15 protein-coding genes are annotated in these 16671 nt (G+C 60.5%); 9 read left to right on the plus strand and 6 right to left on the minus strand.

All coding sequences use genetic code 11. The annotated features are described in order from the left end of the window. Positions 1–15: 15 nt before the first annotated feature. Positions 16–1794 carry an SLC13 family permease gene (locus tag Q0478_RS07970; RefSeq protein ID WP_298678055.1) on the plus strand — a complete coding sequence of 593 codons (1779 nt, stop codon included), beginning with the start codon at positions 16–18 and terminating at the stop codon, positions 1792–1794. 102 nt (positions 1795–1896) lie between these two features. On the opposite strand, the gene Q0478_RS07975 is transcribed toward Q0478_RS07970, so the two are convergent. Next, positions 1897–3669 carry an SLC13 family permease gene (locus Q0478_RS07975; protein ID WP_298678057.1) on the minus strand — a complete coding sequence of 591 codons (1773 nt, stop codon included), beginning with the start codon at positions 3667–3669 and terminating at the stop codon, positions 1897–1899. Positions 3670–3822: 153 nt separating this feature from the next. Here Q0478_RS07975 and Q0478_RS07980 point away from each other — a divergent pair, with 153 nt between their 5' ends. Continuing rightward, complete coding sequence (locus tag Q0478_RS07980; protein WP_298678059.1) at positions 3823–4572, plus strand: YebC/PmpR family DNA-binding transcriptional regulator; 750 nt, start codon at positions 3823–3825, stop codon at positions 4570–4572. A gap of 24 nt (positions 4573–4596) precedes the next feature. Here Q0478_RS07980 and Q0478_RS07985 read toward each other — a convergent pair whose 3' ends face one another. Then, entirely contained in the window at positions 4597–5502 is a 906-nt protein-coding gene (locus Q0478_RS07985) for a LysR family transcriptional regulator ArgP (protein ID WP_298678061.1), read from the minus strand. Between the two features lie 87 nt (positions 5503–5589). On the opposite strand from Q0478_RS07985, the gene Q0478_RS07990 reads away from it, so the two are divergent. Both Q0478_RS07990 and Q0478_RS07995 read left to right on the plus strand, forming a co-directional pair. Further along, positions 5590–6183 carry a LysE/ArgO family amino acid transporter gene (locus Q0478_RS07990; protein WP_298678064.1) on the plus strand — a complete coding sequence of 198 codons (594 nt, stop codon included), beginning with the start codon at positions 5590–5592 and terminating at the stop codon, positions 6181–6183. Between the two features lie 47 nt (positions 6184–6230). Then, positions 6231–7136 carry a DMT family transporter gene (locus Q0478_RS07995; RefSeq protein ID WP_298678067.1) on the plus strand — a complete coding sequence of 302 codons (906 nt, stop codon included), beginning with the start codon at positions 6231–6233 and terminating at the stop codon, positions 7134–7136. A gap of 109 nt (positions 7137–7245) precedes the next feature. Here Q0478_RS07995 and choV read toward each other — a convergent pair whose 3' ends face one another. From choV to Q0478_RS08010, 3 genes are all read right to left on the minus strand, one after another. Continuing rightward, positions 7246–8277 carry a choline ABC transporter ATP-binding protein gene (gene choV, locus Q0478_RS08000; RefSeq protein WP_298678070.1) on the minus strand — a complete coding sequence of 344 codons (1032 nt, stop codon included), beginning with the start codon at positions 8275–8277 and terminating at the stop codon, positions 7246–7248. Next, the gene (gene choW, locus Q0478_RS08005) at positions 8274–9125 is read right to left on the minus strand and encodes a choline ABC transporter permease subunit (protein ID WP_298678073.1); all 852 of its coding nucleotides are present in this window, start codon (positions 9123–9125) and stop codon (positions 8274–8276) included. Before choW ends, choV begins: the two co-directional genes overlap by 4 nt. Positions 9126–9225: 100 nt before the next feature. Further along, a complete protein-coding gene (locus tag Q0478_RS08010; protein WP_298678076.1) occupies positions 9226–10155 on the minus strand; it encodes a choline ABC transporter substrate-binding protein in 930 nt (309 codons plus the stop codon). Positions 10156–10251: 96 nt separating this feature from the next. On the opposite strand from Q0478_RS08010, the gene betI reads away from it, so the two are divergent. The 5 genes from betI (at position 10252) to Q0478_RS08035 (ending at position 15177) form a co-directional block, all read left to right on the plus strand. After that, positions 10252–10833, plus strand: a complete 582-nt coding sequence (betI, locus tag Q0478_RS08015; RefSeq protein WP_298678080.1) for a transcriptional regulator BetI — start codon at positions 10252–10254, stop codon at positions 10831–10833. Further along, positions 10830–12338: a choline-sulfatase gene (betC, locus tag Q0478_RS08020; protein WP_298678083.1), complete on the plus strand. Its 1509-nt coding sequence runs from the start codon at positions 10830–10832 to the stop codon at positions 12336–12338. The genes betI and betC overlap by 4 nt, the downstream gene beginning before the upstream one ends. Before the next feature lie 76 nt (positions 12339–12414). Next, complete coding sequence (betA, locus tag Q0478_RS08025; protein ID WP_298678617.1) at positions 12415–14073, plus strand: choline dehydrogenase; 1659 nt, start codon at positions 12415–12417, stop codon at positions 14071–14073. Between the two features lie 102 nt (positions 14074–14175). After that, positions 14176–14841: a thermonuclease family protein gene (locus Q0478_RS08030; RefSeq protein WP_298678085.1), complete on the plus strand. Its 666-nt coding sequence runs from the start codon at positions 14176–14178 to the stop codon at positions 14839–14841. 99 nt (positions 14842–14940) lie between these two features. After that, positions 14941–15177: a YdcH family protein gene (locus Q0478_RS08035; protein ID WP_298678087.1), complete on the plus strand. Its 237-nt coding sequence runs from the start codon at positions 14941–14943 to the stop codon at positions 15175–15177. A gap of 66 nt (positions 15178–15243) precedes the next feature. On the opposite strand, the gene Q0478_RS08040 is transcribed toward Q0478_RS08035, so the two are convergent. After that, the gene (locus Q0478_RS08040; protein WP_298678090.1) at positions 15244–16635 is read right to left on the minus strand and encodes a short-chain fatty acyl-CoA regulator family protein; all 1392 of its coding nucleotides are present in this window, start codon (positions 16633–16635) and stop codon (positions 15244–15246) included. Positions 16636–16671 lie beyond the last annotated feature (36 nt).

The raw sequence follows: 16671 nt of genomic DNA on the forward strand, positions 1-16671 counted from the left end.
AAAGGGCAGGGCGATATGGGTGTGTTGGAACTGAGCCAGACAACTGAGGCCGTGTTGGCGCTGGGTGTTGTCCTTGTGATGTTTGTGCTCTTTGTGCGCGAGACTTATCCCACCGAGGTGACCGCGATTTCGGGGGCGGCTGTGATGCTGCTGTTGGGGCTGTTGCCCTACGAGGACGCTTTGGAGGTTTTGTCAAACCCGGCGCCCTGGACGATTGCGGCCATGTTTGTGGTGATGGGGGCTTTGGTGCGCACGGGGGCTCTGGAGGCCTTCACCAGCGTGGCCGACAGGCTGGCGGCGACAAACCCTGCTCTGGCGATTGGCCTTTTGATGGGATTTGTGGTTGTGGCCTCAGCTTTTGTTTCAAACACGCCCGTGGTTGTGGTGATGATTCCGGTGTTTGTGCAGCTGGCCAAGACCATGGGGTTCTCCGCTTCAAAGCTGCTGATCCCGCTGTCTTATGCGGCCATCTTGGGGGGCACATTGACCCTGATCGGGACCTCGACCAACCTTTTGGTGGACGGTGTGGCGCGGGCCAATGGGCAGGCGGCTTTCACGATCTTTGAGGTGACGCCGTTGGGGATTGTTCTTGTGATCTGGGGCATGATTTATCTGCGTTTCATTGCGCCGCTGCTTTTGCCGGAGCGCGACAGTATGGCGAGCCTGCTCAGCACCCGTTCCAAGATGAAATTTTTCACCGAGGCGGTGATCCCGCCGGAGAGCAACCTGATCGGGCGGGAGGTGACCGGGGTTCAGCTCTTCAAGCGTGATGGTGTGCGCCTGATTGATGTTGTGCGCGGGGATGCCTCGTTGCGGCGCAATTTGGCCGGGGTGCGCTTGCAGGTGGGTGACCGTGTGGTCTTGCGCACCGAGATGACCGAGCTGCTCAGTTTGCAAAGCAACAAGGAGCTGAAACGGGTGGATCAGGTATCGGCGGTTGAGACAACCACCGTTGAGGTTTTGATCACGCCGGGGGCGCGGATGGTTGGGCGCAAGCTGGGGGCGCTGCGTTTGCGGCGGCGCTATGGCGTGTATGCCCTGGCGGTGCACCGGCGTAACCAGAACATCGGATTGCAATTGGATGAGCTTGTTGTGCGGGTGGGCGATACGCTTTTGCTGGAAGGGGCTCCGGATGACATTCACCGCCTCGCGGCGGATATGGAGCTGGTAGAGGTGAACCAACCGCAGGCCCGCGCCTATCGGCGTGGCCATGCGCCGCTGGCGCTTCTGGTGATGTTTGGCCTTGTTTTGCTGGCCGGTCTGGGGGCGGCGCCCATTTTTCTGCTTGCGGTTTTGGCGGTGGCGATTGTTCTGTTGTCGCGCTGTATTGATGCGGAGGAGGCCTTTTCCTTTATTGACGGACGGCTGCTGGCGCTGATCTTTTCCATGCTGGCCATTGGGGCGGCCCTGCAGGCCACGGGAGCTGTTGAAATGATCGTGCGTGCCGTGGCGCCTGTGCTGTCGGTCTTGCCGCCGTTTCTGATCATCTGGGCGATTTATCTGCTGACCTCGGTGCTGACCGAGCTTGTGAGCAACAATGCGGTGGCCGTTGTGATCACGCCGGTGGCAATCGGTTTGGCGACGGCGCTGGGGATTGATGCGCGGCCCCTGATTGTGGCGGTGATGGTGGCGGCGAGTGCCTCCTTTGCCACGCCGATCGGTTATCAGACCAATATGCTGGTTTACGGACCGGGGGGGTACAAGTTCACGGATTTCATGCGCGTGGGCATTCCTTTGAACCTCTCGGTGGGGCTGTTGGCTTCCGCGCTCATTCCGCTGATCTGGCCGCTTTAGAGCTTTCGAATTTGGCTGCGCCAAATCCGACCGGTGCGAGGGGCCAGCCCCTCGCGCTCCCCGGGATATTTGGGGCAATAAGAAAGGGATTTTTAGGCGGGTCTAGAGAGGCCAGAAGATCAGGATCAGCGGGATGGAGACCACGACCACGATGATTTCGAGCGGCAGGCCCATGCGCCAGTAATCTGCGAAGCGATAACCGCCCGGACCGAGGATGAGCGTGTTGTTTTTGTGACCTATGGGGGTGAGGAACGCCGAGGAGGCGGCCACGGCCACGGCCATGAGGAAGGGATCAGGAGAGACTTCAAGGGCGCGGGCCATTTCGATGCCCACGGGTGCGGCGACGATTGTTGTCGCGGTGTTGTTGAGCACATCCGAGAGTGTCATGGTGACGATCATCAGCACCGTCAGGATGGCCCAGGGGGGCATGGTTTGGGTGATGTTGAGCAGCGCGCCTGCGAGGAGCTCGGTTCCGCCTGAGTTTTCAAGCGCGGCGCCCAGAGGGATCATCGAGCCGAGGAGCACCACCACGGGCCAGTTGATGTGATCATAAAGCTCGGAGAGCGGCAGAATTTTGAACAGGATATAGGCTACGACCACCCCCCCGAGTGCGATGGGCAGGTAGAGCAGCCCCAGCGAGGCGGCGGCCACGGCGGCGACAAAGAGACCAATGGCGAGCCATGTCTTGCTGTCTTGGGTCACGGCAAGGCCGCGATCGGCCAGCGGCAGGCAGCCAAGCCAGTCTGTGACCTCGGGGCCTGTGCCTTGGGGCACGAGCAAAAGCAGGATGTCGCCGGCCTGCACCTCGGTTTTGCGGATCTGGCTGGTGATGCGGCGGCCTTTGCGGGAAATGCCCATGAGCACGGTTTGTTTGCGCCAGGACAGGCCCAAGCTGAGTGCGCTTTTGCCCGCGATACGCGCTTCGGCGGGCACCACCACTTCGATGAGGTCAAGCCCTTCGTTGGCGGCTTTGAGGCGTTCTTCGCGGGTTTTGTCGGCAAAGGCAAGCCCGAGGGTGGCGCGAAATTCATCCAGCGCATCGGGGCTGGCCTCCAGCACCAGCACGTCATGTTCCTGCAAGTGCGCGTTGCGCGCCGCGCCATAGTGGCGTTTGCCGTTGCGCATGAGGCCGAGGATGGCGACATCGGCCTGTTCGGCGGCCTCTTCAAGCTCGGCGAGGCGTTTGCCGATCTGTTTGCAGCCCTTTGGCACGGTGAGCTCTGCGATATAGGCGGACATATCACCCACGGCTTTGAGGGCATCTGCGCGATTGGGGATGAGGCGCCAGCCGATCAGCGCGACAAAGAGCAGCCCTGCCAGCGCCGTGAGCCCGCCGACGGGGGCGAAATCAAACATGGAAAAAGGCTCGCCCGTGGCATCCCCGCGGATGGAGGCGATGATGATATTGGGCGGCGTGCCGATGAGGGTGGCCATGCCGCCAAGGATTGTCGCAAAGGACAGTGGCATGAGCGAGAGGCCCGGCGCGCGGCCCGCTTTGCGCGCGGTCTGGATATCAACAGGCATGAGCAGGGCCAGCGCGGCCACGTTGTTCATGAAGCCCGAGAGCAGCCCGCCCACGCTGCCCATGATGGCGATATGCGCGCCAAGGCTGCGGCTGTTGTCAATCAGGGTTCGGGTGATGAGATAGATGGCGCCAGAGCGCACGAGGCCCGCCGACACCACCAACACCAGCGCCACAACGATTGTCGCCGGATGGCCAAATCCCGCAAAGGCTGCATCGGTTTGGACAACGCCCAGGGACACGCCCAGCATCAGGGCTGCAAAGGCCACGAGATCATAGCGCCAGCGGCCCCAGAGCAAGAGCGCGAAAACGCCACCAAAGAGCGCGAAGAGGATGATCTGGTCTTGTGTCATGAGCCAAGCCTAGCGCGAGGCTGGGGCGATTTGCACGGGGAAATATGCCTCTGCGCTTCCTTTGGGCACCGGCGGGTGCAGGAATGGTTGAACAGCCCCCCTGCGATCCCTTATAGAGTGCGCAAGAATTTATCGGGTTATCAGGAGCAAACCATGGCAGGCCATTCCAAATGGGCAAATATTCAGCACCGTAAAGGGCGTCAGGACAAGCTGCGCTCCAAGCTTTTCTCCAAGCTCTCCAAGGAGATCACGGTGGCCGCAAAGATGGGTGACCCTGATCCGGAGAAAAACCCCCGCCTGCGTCTGGCGGTGAAAGAGGCCAAGGGCCAGTCTATGCCCAAGGACAATATCGAACGGGCAATCAAGAAGGCTGTTGGTGGCGAGGGCGAGGCCTATGAAGAGATCCGCTATGAAGGCTATGGGCCCAATGGTGTTGCGGTGATTGTCGAGACGATGACCGACAACCGCAACCGCACCGCCAGCAATGTGCGCTCGCTTTTTACCAAACATGGCGGCAACCTTGGCGAAACAGGCTCTGTGGGCTTCATGTTTGATCGCAAGGGGGCGGTGCGTTATCCGGCCACTGTGGGGGATGCGGACACCGTTATGATGGCCGCGATCGAGGCTGGTGCCGAGGATGTGGAAAGCGGTGAAGAGGAACACATAATCTGGTGTGCTGACACGGATTTGAACGAGGTGTCAAACGCGCTTGAGGCCGCGCTGGGCGAGAGCGAGAGCACAAAGCTTGTCTGGCGGCCCACGACCACGACAGAAATGGGCTTTGAGGAGATGCAAAAGCTCATGCGCCTGATGGATGCGTTGGAAGATGATGACGATGTGCAGACTGTGACCACAAATTTTGAAGCTTCAGACGCGGTTATGGCGCAGCTCGACGAGGCTTGAGCCGCCTGTGGCCAGCGCGCTGTTTCAGAGGCGTTGGCCCCCAAGAGGCTCTAGCGCCTTTTTTGCGTGCCGGCGCAGTCGGGCGGTGATCTGAGACAGCGCCGGCGAAACTATGCGGCTGACTTGCCAATAAAGCGGCCTGTCATAGTGGCTGTTTGGCAGCAGCGCGACCAGCTTGCCCTCTGCAAGATATGGGGCCGCGAGGCCAAGCGGATTGAGCGACCAACCAAGCCCGGCAACTGTGGCTCCAAGAAAGCCTGTGGTGGACGGCACAAGATGAACAGGAGGGCGCAGCCCCGGCCTGACATGCTGTGCGAGCCAGTTGTGTTGTAAATCATCATGGGCTGAAAATTGCAACATGGGGGCCTGCGCCAAAGCTTCGGGGGTTGGGCCGAGCGCAAGCCATCGGCGCAAGAAGCCCGGTGACGCCGTGGCGACATAACGCAGCGCACCGAGCGCGACGACATCGCAGCCGCGCACCGGCTTTGCCTGTGTTGTCAGCGCGGCCATGACCTCGCCCCTTCGCAGCCTGTCAGCCGAGACGCTCTCGTCATCGACCAACAGCTCAAAGCTGTATTGCGCGCTGCTATCAAGCGCGGCGGGGAGCCAGGTTGCCAGGCTGTCGGCATTGACGGCGAGGCGGATGCGGCGCGGGCTCTCTGTGGCCTGATCATCCAAACCAAGCGTGCGGGCCAGATTGGCCTCCATCAGCGCGACGGCGTCAGCGTGGGCTGCGAGCCTGAGACCGGCGGCTGTGCCTCGGCAGGGGCTGGCGCGCTCTACCAGAACAGATCCGAAGCTGTCCTCCAGGGCCTTGAGCCGCTGGGAGACGGCGGATTGGGTGAGCCCTAGGGAGTCTGCGGCGGCCTCAAAGCTGCCGAGGCGCAGAATTTCGGCGAGGGCCGCGAGGTGTTTGGGATCGAGTGACATTAGAAATTCTTATTTATGAGGAAGAAAGTTAATTTGTTTTATCCCGCTGCTCCGCATATCCCTAGGGAAATTTGGAGGCCTAAAATTATGCAGGCAGCTTTTGCCGGGTTTGCGCTCGGGTTTTCGCTTATTTTGGCCATAGGGGCGCAAAACGCCTTTGTGCTCCGGCAGGGGATTCGGGGGGAATTTGTCTTTGCGACCTGCGCCACCTGCGCGGTTTCGGACGCGCTGTTGATTGCTGCGGGGGTGACGGGCTTTGGTGCGCTCGCCGAGGCGCTGCCCTGGCTTGAAACTGCGATGCGCTTTGGGGGTGCGGCCTTTCTTTTCTGGTATGGGCTGCGCAACTTTGGTGCGGCCTGGCGAGGCGGACAAAGGCTCGACACCGAGGGGCGCGCGCAGAGCGCGCTGGCGGGGGTGTTGAGCACAGTGTTGATGCTGACCTGGCTCAATCCGCATGTCTATCTTGATACGGTTGTTCTTTTGGGGTCGATTTCTGCGCAATGGGACAACAAGCTCGGCTTTGCCCTTGGGGCTATGAGCGCAAGTTTTGTCTTCTTTTTCGCACTGGGCTACGGCGCAGGTTTTTTGCGGCCGCTTTTTGCACAGCCCCGATCCTGGCAGATCCTGGATGGGCTCGTGGGGCTGACGATGTGGGCGATTGCGTTGAAGCTGCTGCTGTGAGGGCTTTTGGCCTTGCAGGGGCCAAGGCTTCGTGGCTTTCTTAACAGATGAATGAACCTCGCGCCTATCAGCCTGTCAAAGGTGTGTTCTGGATGCTCGTGACCGGGCTGTTGTTTGTCGGGGTGACGGCTCTTGTCAAGGTGAATGGCACCCGTATTCCGGCGGCGGAATCTGCCTTTCTGCGCTACGCAATGGGGCTGGTGTTCTTGCTCCCCATGATCGGAGCGCTGCGGCAATCGAGGCTCTCGTTGCGCCAGCATAAGCTTTTCTGGGCGCGTGGATTGGCGCATACGGGGGGCGTGGCGCTTTGGTTTTATGCCATGGCGCGCATTCCGATCGCGGATGTGACGGCTATGAATTATCTCGCGCCGGTTTATGTGACATTGGGGGCGGCGCTGTTTTTGGGCGAGAAGCTCGCGCTGCGGCGGATCCTTGCGGTGGTGGCGGCCCTTGTGGGGGCGCTGATAATTTTGCGGCCGGGGTTTCGCGAAGTCGGGATGGGGCATTTGGCGATGCTCTTTGCGGCGGTTTTCTTTGCGGGCTCTTACCTGTTGGCCAAGCGGATGTCGGACGAAACCGGCCCTGCTGTTGTGGTGAGCATGTTGTCGCTGACTGTGACTGTCGGGCTTGCCCCGCTTGCGCTGGCAAACTGGGTATCGCCCACCGGAAGTGAGTTGGCGGTGCTGTTTGCTGTCGCGGCTTTGGCGACGGCGGGGCATTACACCATGTCCATGGCCTTTGCGGCGGCCCCTGTGACGGTGACGCAGCCTGTGAGCTTTTTGCAGCTGGTCTGGGCGATTTTGCTGGGCGCAGTGTTTTTCGGCGAGGGTGTTGACCCCTGGGTTGTGGTTGGCGGTTTGGTTATTATCGGGTCGATCGCGTTCATCACCATGCGAGAGGCCGCGCTCAAACGCAAAATGCGCACGCCAGCTGTGCCGGCCACCAAGTTTTGAAAACAGGGGCCTTGGCTGGGGCAGGCCGGGGGCGCCAGCCCTTGATGGGACACCTGCGGTTGTATGCTCTTCAGGACAGGCGTTAAACGACACAGCCGCAGCGGCGCACTCAAGCCTTTGGGGTGAGCAGGCGCGTGAGCACTGTGTTGCGCGTGATCTGGCCGATTGCCGCGCCGGCCTGCATGACCTTGAGGGGGCTGTCGCCGGCGTCAAAATGGGGCATCAGGGCAGACAGTTTGGTGTGTGCTGAAATGCTGCCGCGCGCGGCCGGGGTGAGCGGCTCCATCACATCCCGGGCGGTCAGCACGCCCAAGGGGTTCATCTGGGCCACGAAGTCCGCGACATAGCTGTTGGCGGGATTGGTGTAGATGTCTTGAGGCGTGCCGCATTGGACGATGCGCCCACCCTCCATGATGGCGATGCGCCCGCCGATTTTGAAGGCCTCGTCCAGATCGTGGGACACAAAGATGATGGTGCGCCCAAGGCGCGCCTGAAGGTCAAGCAGCTCGTCTTGCAGGCGTGTGCGAATGAGCGGGTCGAGGGCGGAGAAGGGCTCATCCATCAACAGGATCGGGGCGCTGGTGGCGAAGGCCCGCGCCAGCCCGACACGTTGTTGCATCCCGCCGGAGAGTTCACCCACCTTGCGATCGGCCCATTCAGAGAGGCCGACAAGGGCCAGCTGCTCGCGCACTGTATCTGCGCGCGCAGACGGGCTTTGGCCGGCAAGTTCCAGCCCGAGGCCAACGTTTTGGGCGACACTGCGCCATGGCAGCAAGCCAAAGTGTTGAAACACCATCGAGATTTGATGCAGGCGCAGGGCGCGCAACCGGGCCGGACTGGCTTGGGTGAGCGCGGTGGTTTCTGTTGCGCTGCGCACGAAAACCTCGCCGCGCACCACAGGGTTGAGGCCGTTGACCGCGCGCAGGAGCGTGGACTTTCCCGAGCCGGAAAGCCCCATCAGAACAAGTATTTCCCCCTGTCGCACGTCAAGGCTGCAATTGTGCACACCGAGCACTTGGCCCGTTGCGGCCTGTATCTCGGACCGGCTTTGGCCTGCATCCATGAGGGGCAGGGCGGTTTCGGGCTGGGTGCCGAAGACAATGGACACATTGTCAAAGGAGACGGCGATGTCAGAGTTCATGCCCGGGCCTCCACGCGCAGCATTCTGTCAAGGGCGATGGCAACCGCGACAATGACCAGCCCGCTTTCAAAGCCCAAAGCCGCGTTGACCGTGTTGAGCGCCCGCACGACCGGCACGCCCAACCCGTCTGCGCCCACGAGGGCCGCGATGACCACCATAGACAGAGAAAGCATGATGGTTTGGTTGAGGCCGGCCATGATTTGGGGCAGGGCCGAGGGCAGTTCGACCTTCCACAGCAGTTGGCGCGGGGTGGCTCCAAAGGCGCGGGCCGCTTCCAGAAGGGGCAGCGGGGTGCGCGAGATCCCCAGATGTGTGAGGCGAATGGGCGCTGGCAAGACAAATATAAAGGTTGCGACAAGCCCCGGGACCATGCCGATCCCAAACAGGACGATCATCGGGATGAGATAAACGAACGTCGGGATTGTCTGCATCATATCCAGAACCGGGAGCAAGGCTTGATAAACTTTCGGGCGGTGGGCGGCATAAATCCCGATGGGGACGCCGACCCCCATGCAGAACACCCCTGCAAAAAGGATGAGTGCGAGGCTCTCTGTGGCTTCTTCCCAGTAGCCTTGATTGAGGACGAAGCCAAAGCAAAGCGCCACAATGACTGTGCGTTTCCAGCTGCGTTGCAACAGCCAGGTGAGGGCTGCAAACAGCGCGATCAGGGCCAAGGGATGTGGAAACTGGAGCACATCAAGCGCTGTATCTATGGCAGCGCTGAGGAGCGTTTCCAGCAGATCAAATGCGCCGCTGAAGCGGTCTGTGAGCGCGTCAAACCCCGCTGCAATGGCTTTGCCGACGGTGAGTTTGCCGTTTGCGTCCAGCAGGGGGGAAAGCCATGTCATGCAAATTTGCCTTTGTTGTGTGGGAAAGCAGCGTTGGCAGGCGCCTCAGGGTGCAGAGCTGGCGCGCGGTGGCGCACCAGCTCTTTGGCATCAAAGGGGGTCAGAGGCCCAGCGCCGCTTTGAGCGCTGCGACGGCATCGCCACCGTCTTTTGTGCGCACACCCGCGAGCCAGCTGATTGGCATCTCCGGGTTGGCCTTGAGCCATTCTGTGGCGGCTGCGCGCGGCGCGCTTCCGTCATTGAGGATGGCGCCCATGATCTCATTTTCCATGGCGAGGCTGAAACGCAGGTTGCCCAACAGCTTGCCCAGGTTGGGACAGTCTGTTGCATATCCTGCGCGGGTGTTGGTGTAGACGGTCGCCCCGCCAAAATCAGGCCCGAAATAATCATCTCCGCCGGTGAGATAGCCCATTTCGAAATTGGCATTCATCGGGTGTGGCTCCCAACCGAGGAAAACAATGGGGTCATTTTTCTTGGTGGCGCGGCCGACTTGCGAGAGCATTCCTTGCTCCGAGCTTTCGGCAACTTCGAATCCATTGAGGTCAAAGGCGTTGCTGTCGATCATGGTCTGGATCAGGCGGTTGCCGTCATTGCCGGGTTCAATCCCGTAAATCTTGCCATCCAGTGCCGCGCGGTGTTTGGCAATATCGCTGAAATCCTTGATCCCGAGGTCCATGGCCGCTTTGTTGACGGCGAGCGTATATTTTGCGCCCTCAAGATTGGCGCGCAGGGTGTCGACTGTGCCCGCCTCACGGTAGGGCGCGATATCGGCTTCCATTGTGGGCATCCAGTTTCCGAGGAATACATCAATATCCCCTTCGGCCATGGCCGTATAGGTGACGGGCACCGAGAGAACTTTGGTGTCGGTTTCATATCCCAGGGCCTCAAGCACGGTTGCGGTTGCGGCGGTGGTGGCTGTGATGTCGGTCCAGCCGACATCCGAGAAAACAACGGTGTCACAGGCCGTGTCTGCCAGCGCTGAGGACGCCGCAAAAAGCGCCAGGGCGGAAAGCGTATATTTGAAAGTCATATGAGGTCTCCCATGGGTGGTTTTGATGATTTTTTATTGATTGACGCGTCAATAAAAACAAAACAAGCTCGGTGACGCAACTATTGAGGCGCTGAAATGCCGAAACTTGGAATGGAGCCTATTCGAAGACAGGCTCTCGTGAAAGCCACTATTGCCGAAATCGGCCAGCATGGCACGCTTGATGTGACGGTGAGTCAGATCGCGCGCCGCGCGGGGATGTCGAGTGCGCTTGCGCATCATTACTTCGGGGGCAAGGAGCAGATATTTGTGGCGGCCATGCGGTATACGATGGGGGTTTATGCCGCCGAAGTGCGCGGTGCGCTGACGATGGCGCAGGGCTCGAAAGAGCGGATCGAGGCGATTGTGCGCGCGTCTTTTTCGAGCCGCAATTTTCGCAGTGAAACGGTTGCGGCCTGGATGAATTTTTATGTTCTGGCACAGGTTTCCCCGGAGGCGCGGCGGCTGCTCAATGTCTATCACCGTCGTTTGCGCAGCAACTTGGCCCAGGGGTTGAAGCCCTTGTTGGGGGCACGCGGAGAGGCAGCGGCGAGCCGTGTGGCGGCGCTGATTGATGGCGTATACTTGCGTCAGTCTTTGGGAGAGGGTGAACCCAACGGGCCACGCGCCATCAGACAAGTTCTGGAATATGTCCACCTTGAACTGGGAGAAAGACGGTGAGCAAACCCAATATTCTGATCATCATGGTTGATCAGCTCAACGGCACGCTTTTTGACGATGGTCCCGCTGAGTGGCTGCACGCGCCCAACCTAAAGGCGCTGGCCGCGCGTGCGACCCGCTTCAAAAACGCCTATACCGCCAGCCCTTTGTGCGCGCCGGGGCGGGCGGCTTTCATGTCGGGGCAGTTGCCAAGCGCCACGGGGGTTTATGACAATGCCGCGGAGTTTGCGTCCTCGATCCCGACTTATGCGCACCACTTGCGCCGGGCGGGATATCAGACCTGCCTGAGCGGAAAGATGCATTTTGTCGGCCCTGACCAGCTGCACGGTTTTGAGGAACGTTTGACCACCGATATTTACCCGCCGGATTTTGGCTGGACACCTGATTATCGCAAACCGGGTGAGCGGATTGACTGGTGGTATCACAATATGGGCTCTGTCACCGGTGCGGGGGTGGCGGAAATCACCAATCAGCTCGAATATGACGATGAGGTGGCATATCATGCCACGCGCAAGATCTATGATTACGGCCGTGGGCTGGATGCGCGGCCCTGGTGCCTGACCGCGAGCTTTACGCACCCGCATGACCCCTATGTGGCGCGCCGGAAATACTGGGATTTATATGAGGATTGCGCGCATCTTCTGCCTGACGTGCCTGCGATGGCCTATGAGGCGCATGATGCGCACAGTCAGCGCATTTTTGATGCCAATGACTGGCGTGCCTATGACATCACCGAGGAGCATATCCGCCGCGCGCGCCGCGCGTATTTTGCCAATATTTCCTATCTGGACGACAAGATTGGCGAGATTTTGGCGGCACTTGAGGCGACACGGCAAGAGGCCATGATTGTCTTTGTTTCTGATCACGGCGACATGCTGGGCGAGCGCGGATTGTGGTTCAAGATGAGCTTTTATGAAGGCTCAGCACGGGTGCCCTTGATGATTGCCGCTCCGCAGATGGCGCCGGGGCTGGTTGAGACACCTGTGAGCACCATTGATCTCTGTCCCACGCTTTGCGAGCTTGCGGGGGTGAGTATGGAAGAGGTCATGCCCTGGACGACGGGCGAAAGCCTTGTGAAACTTGGCCAAGGGGGCGTGCGCAAAAGCCCTGTGGCGATGGAGTATGCGGCGGAGGCCAGCTATTCGCCGCTGGTGTGTCTGCGCCAAGGCAAGTGGAAATATACCAATTGCGCGCTGGACCCGGAGCAGCTTTTTGATCTTGAAACAGACCCAAAAGAGCTTCGCAATGTGGCTGAGGACGCTTCAAATACGGGCGTGTTGGAGCAGTTTCGGCTCATGGCGGCGGAGCGCTGGGACTTGGAGCAGTTTGACGCTCAAGTGCGTCAGAGCCAGGCGCGGCGCTGGGTTGTGTATGAGGCCTTGCGGCAGGGGGGATATTTCCCCTGGGATTACCAGCCGCTGCAAAAGGCCAGTGAGCGCTATATGCGCAACCACATGGATTTGAACGTTTTGGAGGAAAACCAGCGTTTTCCCAGAGGCACATGATGGGCCGCCCCCTTTGCGGTGCGCCCACCCACCCGCCCCGCCCCGCAAAGGGGGCGCAGCAGGAGAGACGATGGTGATGCAGGCAGATTATGTTATTGTAGGCGCAGGCTCTGCGGGCTGCGCGATGGCCTACCGGCTGAGTGACGCCGGCAAGACCGTTATCGTGATCGAGCATGGCGGCACGGATGCCGGTCCGCTCATCCAGATGCCGGCGGCCTTGAGCTATCCGATGAATATGCGCCGCTATGATTGGGGCTATATGACAGAGCCAGAGCCACACCTTGGCGGGCGCAGGCTTGTTGCGCCGCGCGGCAAGGTGATTGGCGGTTCAAGCTCAATCAACGGCATGGTTTACGTGCGCGGCCATGCCCGCGACTTTGACCATTGGCGCGACAGCGGGGCGAAGGGCTGGGGCTATGCGGATGTGCTGCCCTATTACAAGCGCATGGAGAGCTGGGACGATGGCGGCCATGGTGGTGACCCTGCCTGGCGGGGCAGGAACGGGCCGTTGCATGTCAGCCGGGGGCCGCGAAAAAACCCGTTGTTTCATGCCTTTGTCGAGGCCGGTCGCCAAGCGGGTTACCCTGTAACGGCTGATTACAATGGCGAGCAGCAAGAGGGCTTTGGCGCCTTTGAGCAGACGGTTCACAAGGGGCGGCGCTGGTCGGCGGCGAATGCTTACCTCAAGCCTGCGCTCAAGCGCGAGACCTGCACTTTGGTGCGAGGCTTGGCGGAGAAGGTTGTGATTGAAGACGGGCGCGCGACGGGTGTGCAGATCAGCCGTGGCGGAAAAAGCGAAGTGATTTCAGCGCGCTGCGAGGTTATTCTTGCGGCGAGCGCGTTCAATTCGCCCAAGCTGCTCATGCTGTCGGGCATTGGCCCCGCTGCACATCTGGCTGAGCACGGCATTGATGTGATCGCAGATCGCAAGGGCGTGGGGCAAAACCTTCAGGACCATCTGGAGATGTATATTCAATATGCCTCAAAGCTGCCGATCACGCTGTTCAAGCATTGGAACCTGCTGTCAAAGGCGGCCATCGGGGCGCAGTGGCTGTTCACCAAGACAGGGTTGGGTGCGTCCAATAATTTTGAGAGCTGCGCCTTTATTCGCTCGCAAGCGGGCGTGGATTATCCGGACATTCAATACCATTTCCTGCCCATTGCTGTGCGGTATGACGGGCAGGCCGCCGCCGAGGGGCATGGGTTTCAGGCGCATACAGGGCCGATGCGCTCGGGCTCGCGCGGGCAGGTAAGTTTGCGCTCCTCAGATGCGCGCGAGGCTCCGAAAATTCTTTTCAATTACATGAGTTTGGAGAGCGATTGGGAGGATTTCCGGCGCTGTATCCGCCTGACTCGCGAGATTTTTGCACAGGCGGCTTTTGCCCCCTATGTGAAGCATGAGATCCAGCCTGGCTTGGCGGCGCAGACGGACGATGAGCTGGACGATGTGATCCGTGAACACGCCGAAAGCGCCTATCACCCCTGCGGCACCTGCAAGATGGGCCGTCAGGATGACCCGATGGCTGTGGTAGACCCGGAGTGCCGGGTGATTGGTGTTGAGGGCTTGCGCGTGGCGGACAGCTCGATTTTCCCAAGAATTACAAACGGAAACCTCAACGGGCCCTCCATCATGACGGGTGAAAAGGCCAGTGACCACATTCTTGGCCGCGCACCGCTGGCCCCGAGCAATGATGCGCCTTGGATCCACCCTGACTGGCAGGCGCGCCAGCGTTAACCTTCCGGTTGGTTTCGTATTGAAAACTGGCCTGCCGGGGGGCATTTTCCCGGCATGTTAATAAAGGTTAACAAAGCTGCCCGCCGGGTCTGGATGGGCCTGATGATGGCCGTATGGGGCCTGGGCGCTGTGCCTGCCTGTGTGGCTGCGGATGTGGCCGGGCATGTGGCTGGGCGTATGGACATTGTGGATGGCGATACGCTGCGGATCGGTGCGCAGCGTTTGCGCCTGTTTGGGGTGGATGCGCCAGAGCGTGCCCAGAGCTGCACAACCGCTGAGGGGCATATCTGGCCCTGCGGAGCCTGGGTCACTGCTCAGGTGCGCCAGCGCTATCAAGGCGCCTATGCCCGTTGCACTGAATTGGCCCAAGACCGTTACGGACGCAGTGTGGTGCGCTGTGAGGTGGCAGGGGGAGATCTGGGGCATTGGCTGGTGCGCGAAGGCCTGGCCTTTGCCTATCGCAAATATTCGCAGCGTTATGTGGCTGCGGAAACACAGGCCGTGGCGGCCCGGCGCGGGGTGCATGGCAGCGATGTTCAGCACCCTGCGGCCTTCCGTGCGGCCCGCCGCCAGGCAGCGGCGCGGCAAGCTGCGCCAAAGGGTGATTGCGCGATCAAGGGCAATATTTCGGCCAAGGGAGCGCGGATTTTTCATATGCCCGGGCAGGAGCATTACGCGCGCACAGTGATTCGTCAGGCCAAGGGGGAGCGCTGGTTTTGCTCGGTTGATGAGGCGCAAGCGGCGGGATGGCGCAAAGCGCGCCGCTGACGGGACTTATTTTTTGCGGCTGGGAGATTGATCGGGATCAAAGTGCCCCGCTTTGCCGCGCGCTAGGCTCTTGGGTGACATCAGAACAGGAGTTACGCCATGTCAAACACACCTCACGAATTGATCGAGGAATTCCCGGAATTTGCCGACAAAATGAGCGCGCTGAAGGTTGCGGATGCGCATTTTGCACGTTTGGCAGAGACCTACCACGAAGTGAACCGCGCGGTGCACCGCGCAGAGACCAATGTGGAGCCGGTGGGGCAATTTGCGGAGGAGGAAATGCGCAAGCGGCGCGGTGCCCTGAAGGACGAGATTTACAAGTTGTTGTCGGCCTGACAGCGCCCAGAGGCGCGTTGGGCGGATAAGGCGAGGGGCAGCTGGGAGACCTGCTGCCCTTTTGAATTAGCCGACATCATACGGCAGAATGCCACGGCTGTCGGGGTTGATGGTGAGGCGGCGTTCAAGCGGCGGCACGGACCGTTGGTGGCAGCTTGTGCGCTCGCAGATCCGGCAGGAAATGCCGATCGGCTCAAAGCTCTGGCGCTCGCTCACATCCAGCCCGTCGGCGTAGACAATATCGCTGGCATGGGCGATGTCGCAGCCAAGCGCAATGGCGAAGCGGCGCGTGGGCGCGCCGAACTGGCCGCCTGTCTTGCTGACATCGCGGGCAATGGAGATGTAGCGCACGCCATCCGGGGTCTCGGCGAGCTGGCGCAAAAAACGCCCCGGAGTTTCAAAGGCGCGGTGCACATTCCAAAGCGGGCAGGCCCCGCCAAAGCGGGCAAATTGCAGCCGTGTGGCGGAATGGCGCTTTGTGATGGTGCCGGCCTGATCCACGCGCACGAAAAAGAAAGGCACGCCTTTGGCACCGGGCCGTTGCAGGGTTGAGAGGCGGTGGGCGACCTGCTCAATGGAGGCCCCGAAGCGGCGGGCGAGCATCTCCAGGTCATGGCGGGTTTCGCGCGCGGCGGTGAGAAACGCGGTGTAAGGCATGAGAGCGGCCCCGGCGAAGTAGTTGGCAAGGCCGATTTTGGCAATGGTGCGCGCTTCGGCAGATTGGAAGCGGGCCAGATCGAGGGTGGCCTCGATGAGCTTGTCTTGCTTCAGCAGGGCGAGCTGCAAGAGGAGCTGGAAGTTGCGGGTGCCAAGGCTCGTTCGTGTCGACAAGGTGAGGGTGCGCGTTTCACGCTCAAAATTGCGCAGCTCGGGGCGGTCAAGCTCGTGGACGGTGATGCCTTCTTCGCGCAGCGCACGCACCGCTGTCTGGCGAATATCGCTGCTTTGAGCCGCGAAATGCTCTGCGGCGCGGTCGACGGCATCAATGTAGTTGTCGCAGTAGTGAAAGAAATCGCGCACCTCATCCCAAGGGCTGGCTTGGGGGCGGGCGTCTTCGCGTCCGAGGGCCTCATCGAGCGAGGCCAGACGTTCATGGGTTTGGCGGTAGGCATTGTGCAGCGCCAGAAAGGCACGCGCCAGCCCCGGCGCATTTGAGGCTGTCAGGCGCAGATCGGCGAGGGGGGGAGGATCTTCTGCAAACATCGGATCAGCCATGGCCTCGCGCATGTCAGAAACCAGCCGCTCGCTGTCGGCGGATGTGAGCTCTGTGACATCAAAGCCAAATTCCTGCGCAAGGCCCAGCACCACCGTTGCGGAAACCGGGCGTTTGTTGTTCTCCATCTGGTTGAGATAGGGCAGGGAGACGCCCAGTTTCTGGGCAAAGTCTTTTTGGGTGAGATTGAGGCGATTGCGGGTTTCGCGCAGTTTTGCGCCGGCATAGAGCTTTTGTTGGGGCATGGTGGGCCTGTCGCTTTGCAAATTAGCTATTGAGAG

The sequence above is a fragment of the uncultured Lentibacter sp. genome (assembly GCF_937123735.1).
Lineage (GTDB): Bacteria > Pseudomonadota > Alphaproteobacteria > Rhodobacterales > Rhodobacteraceae > Lentibacter.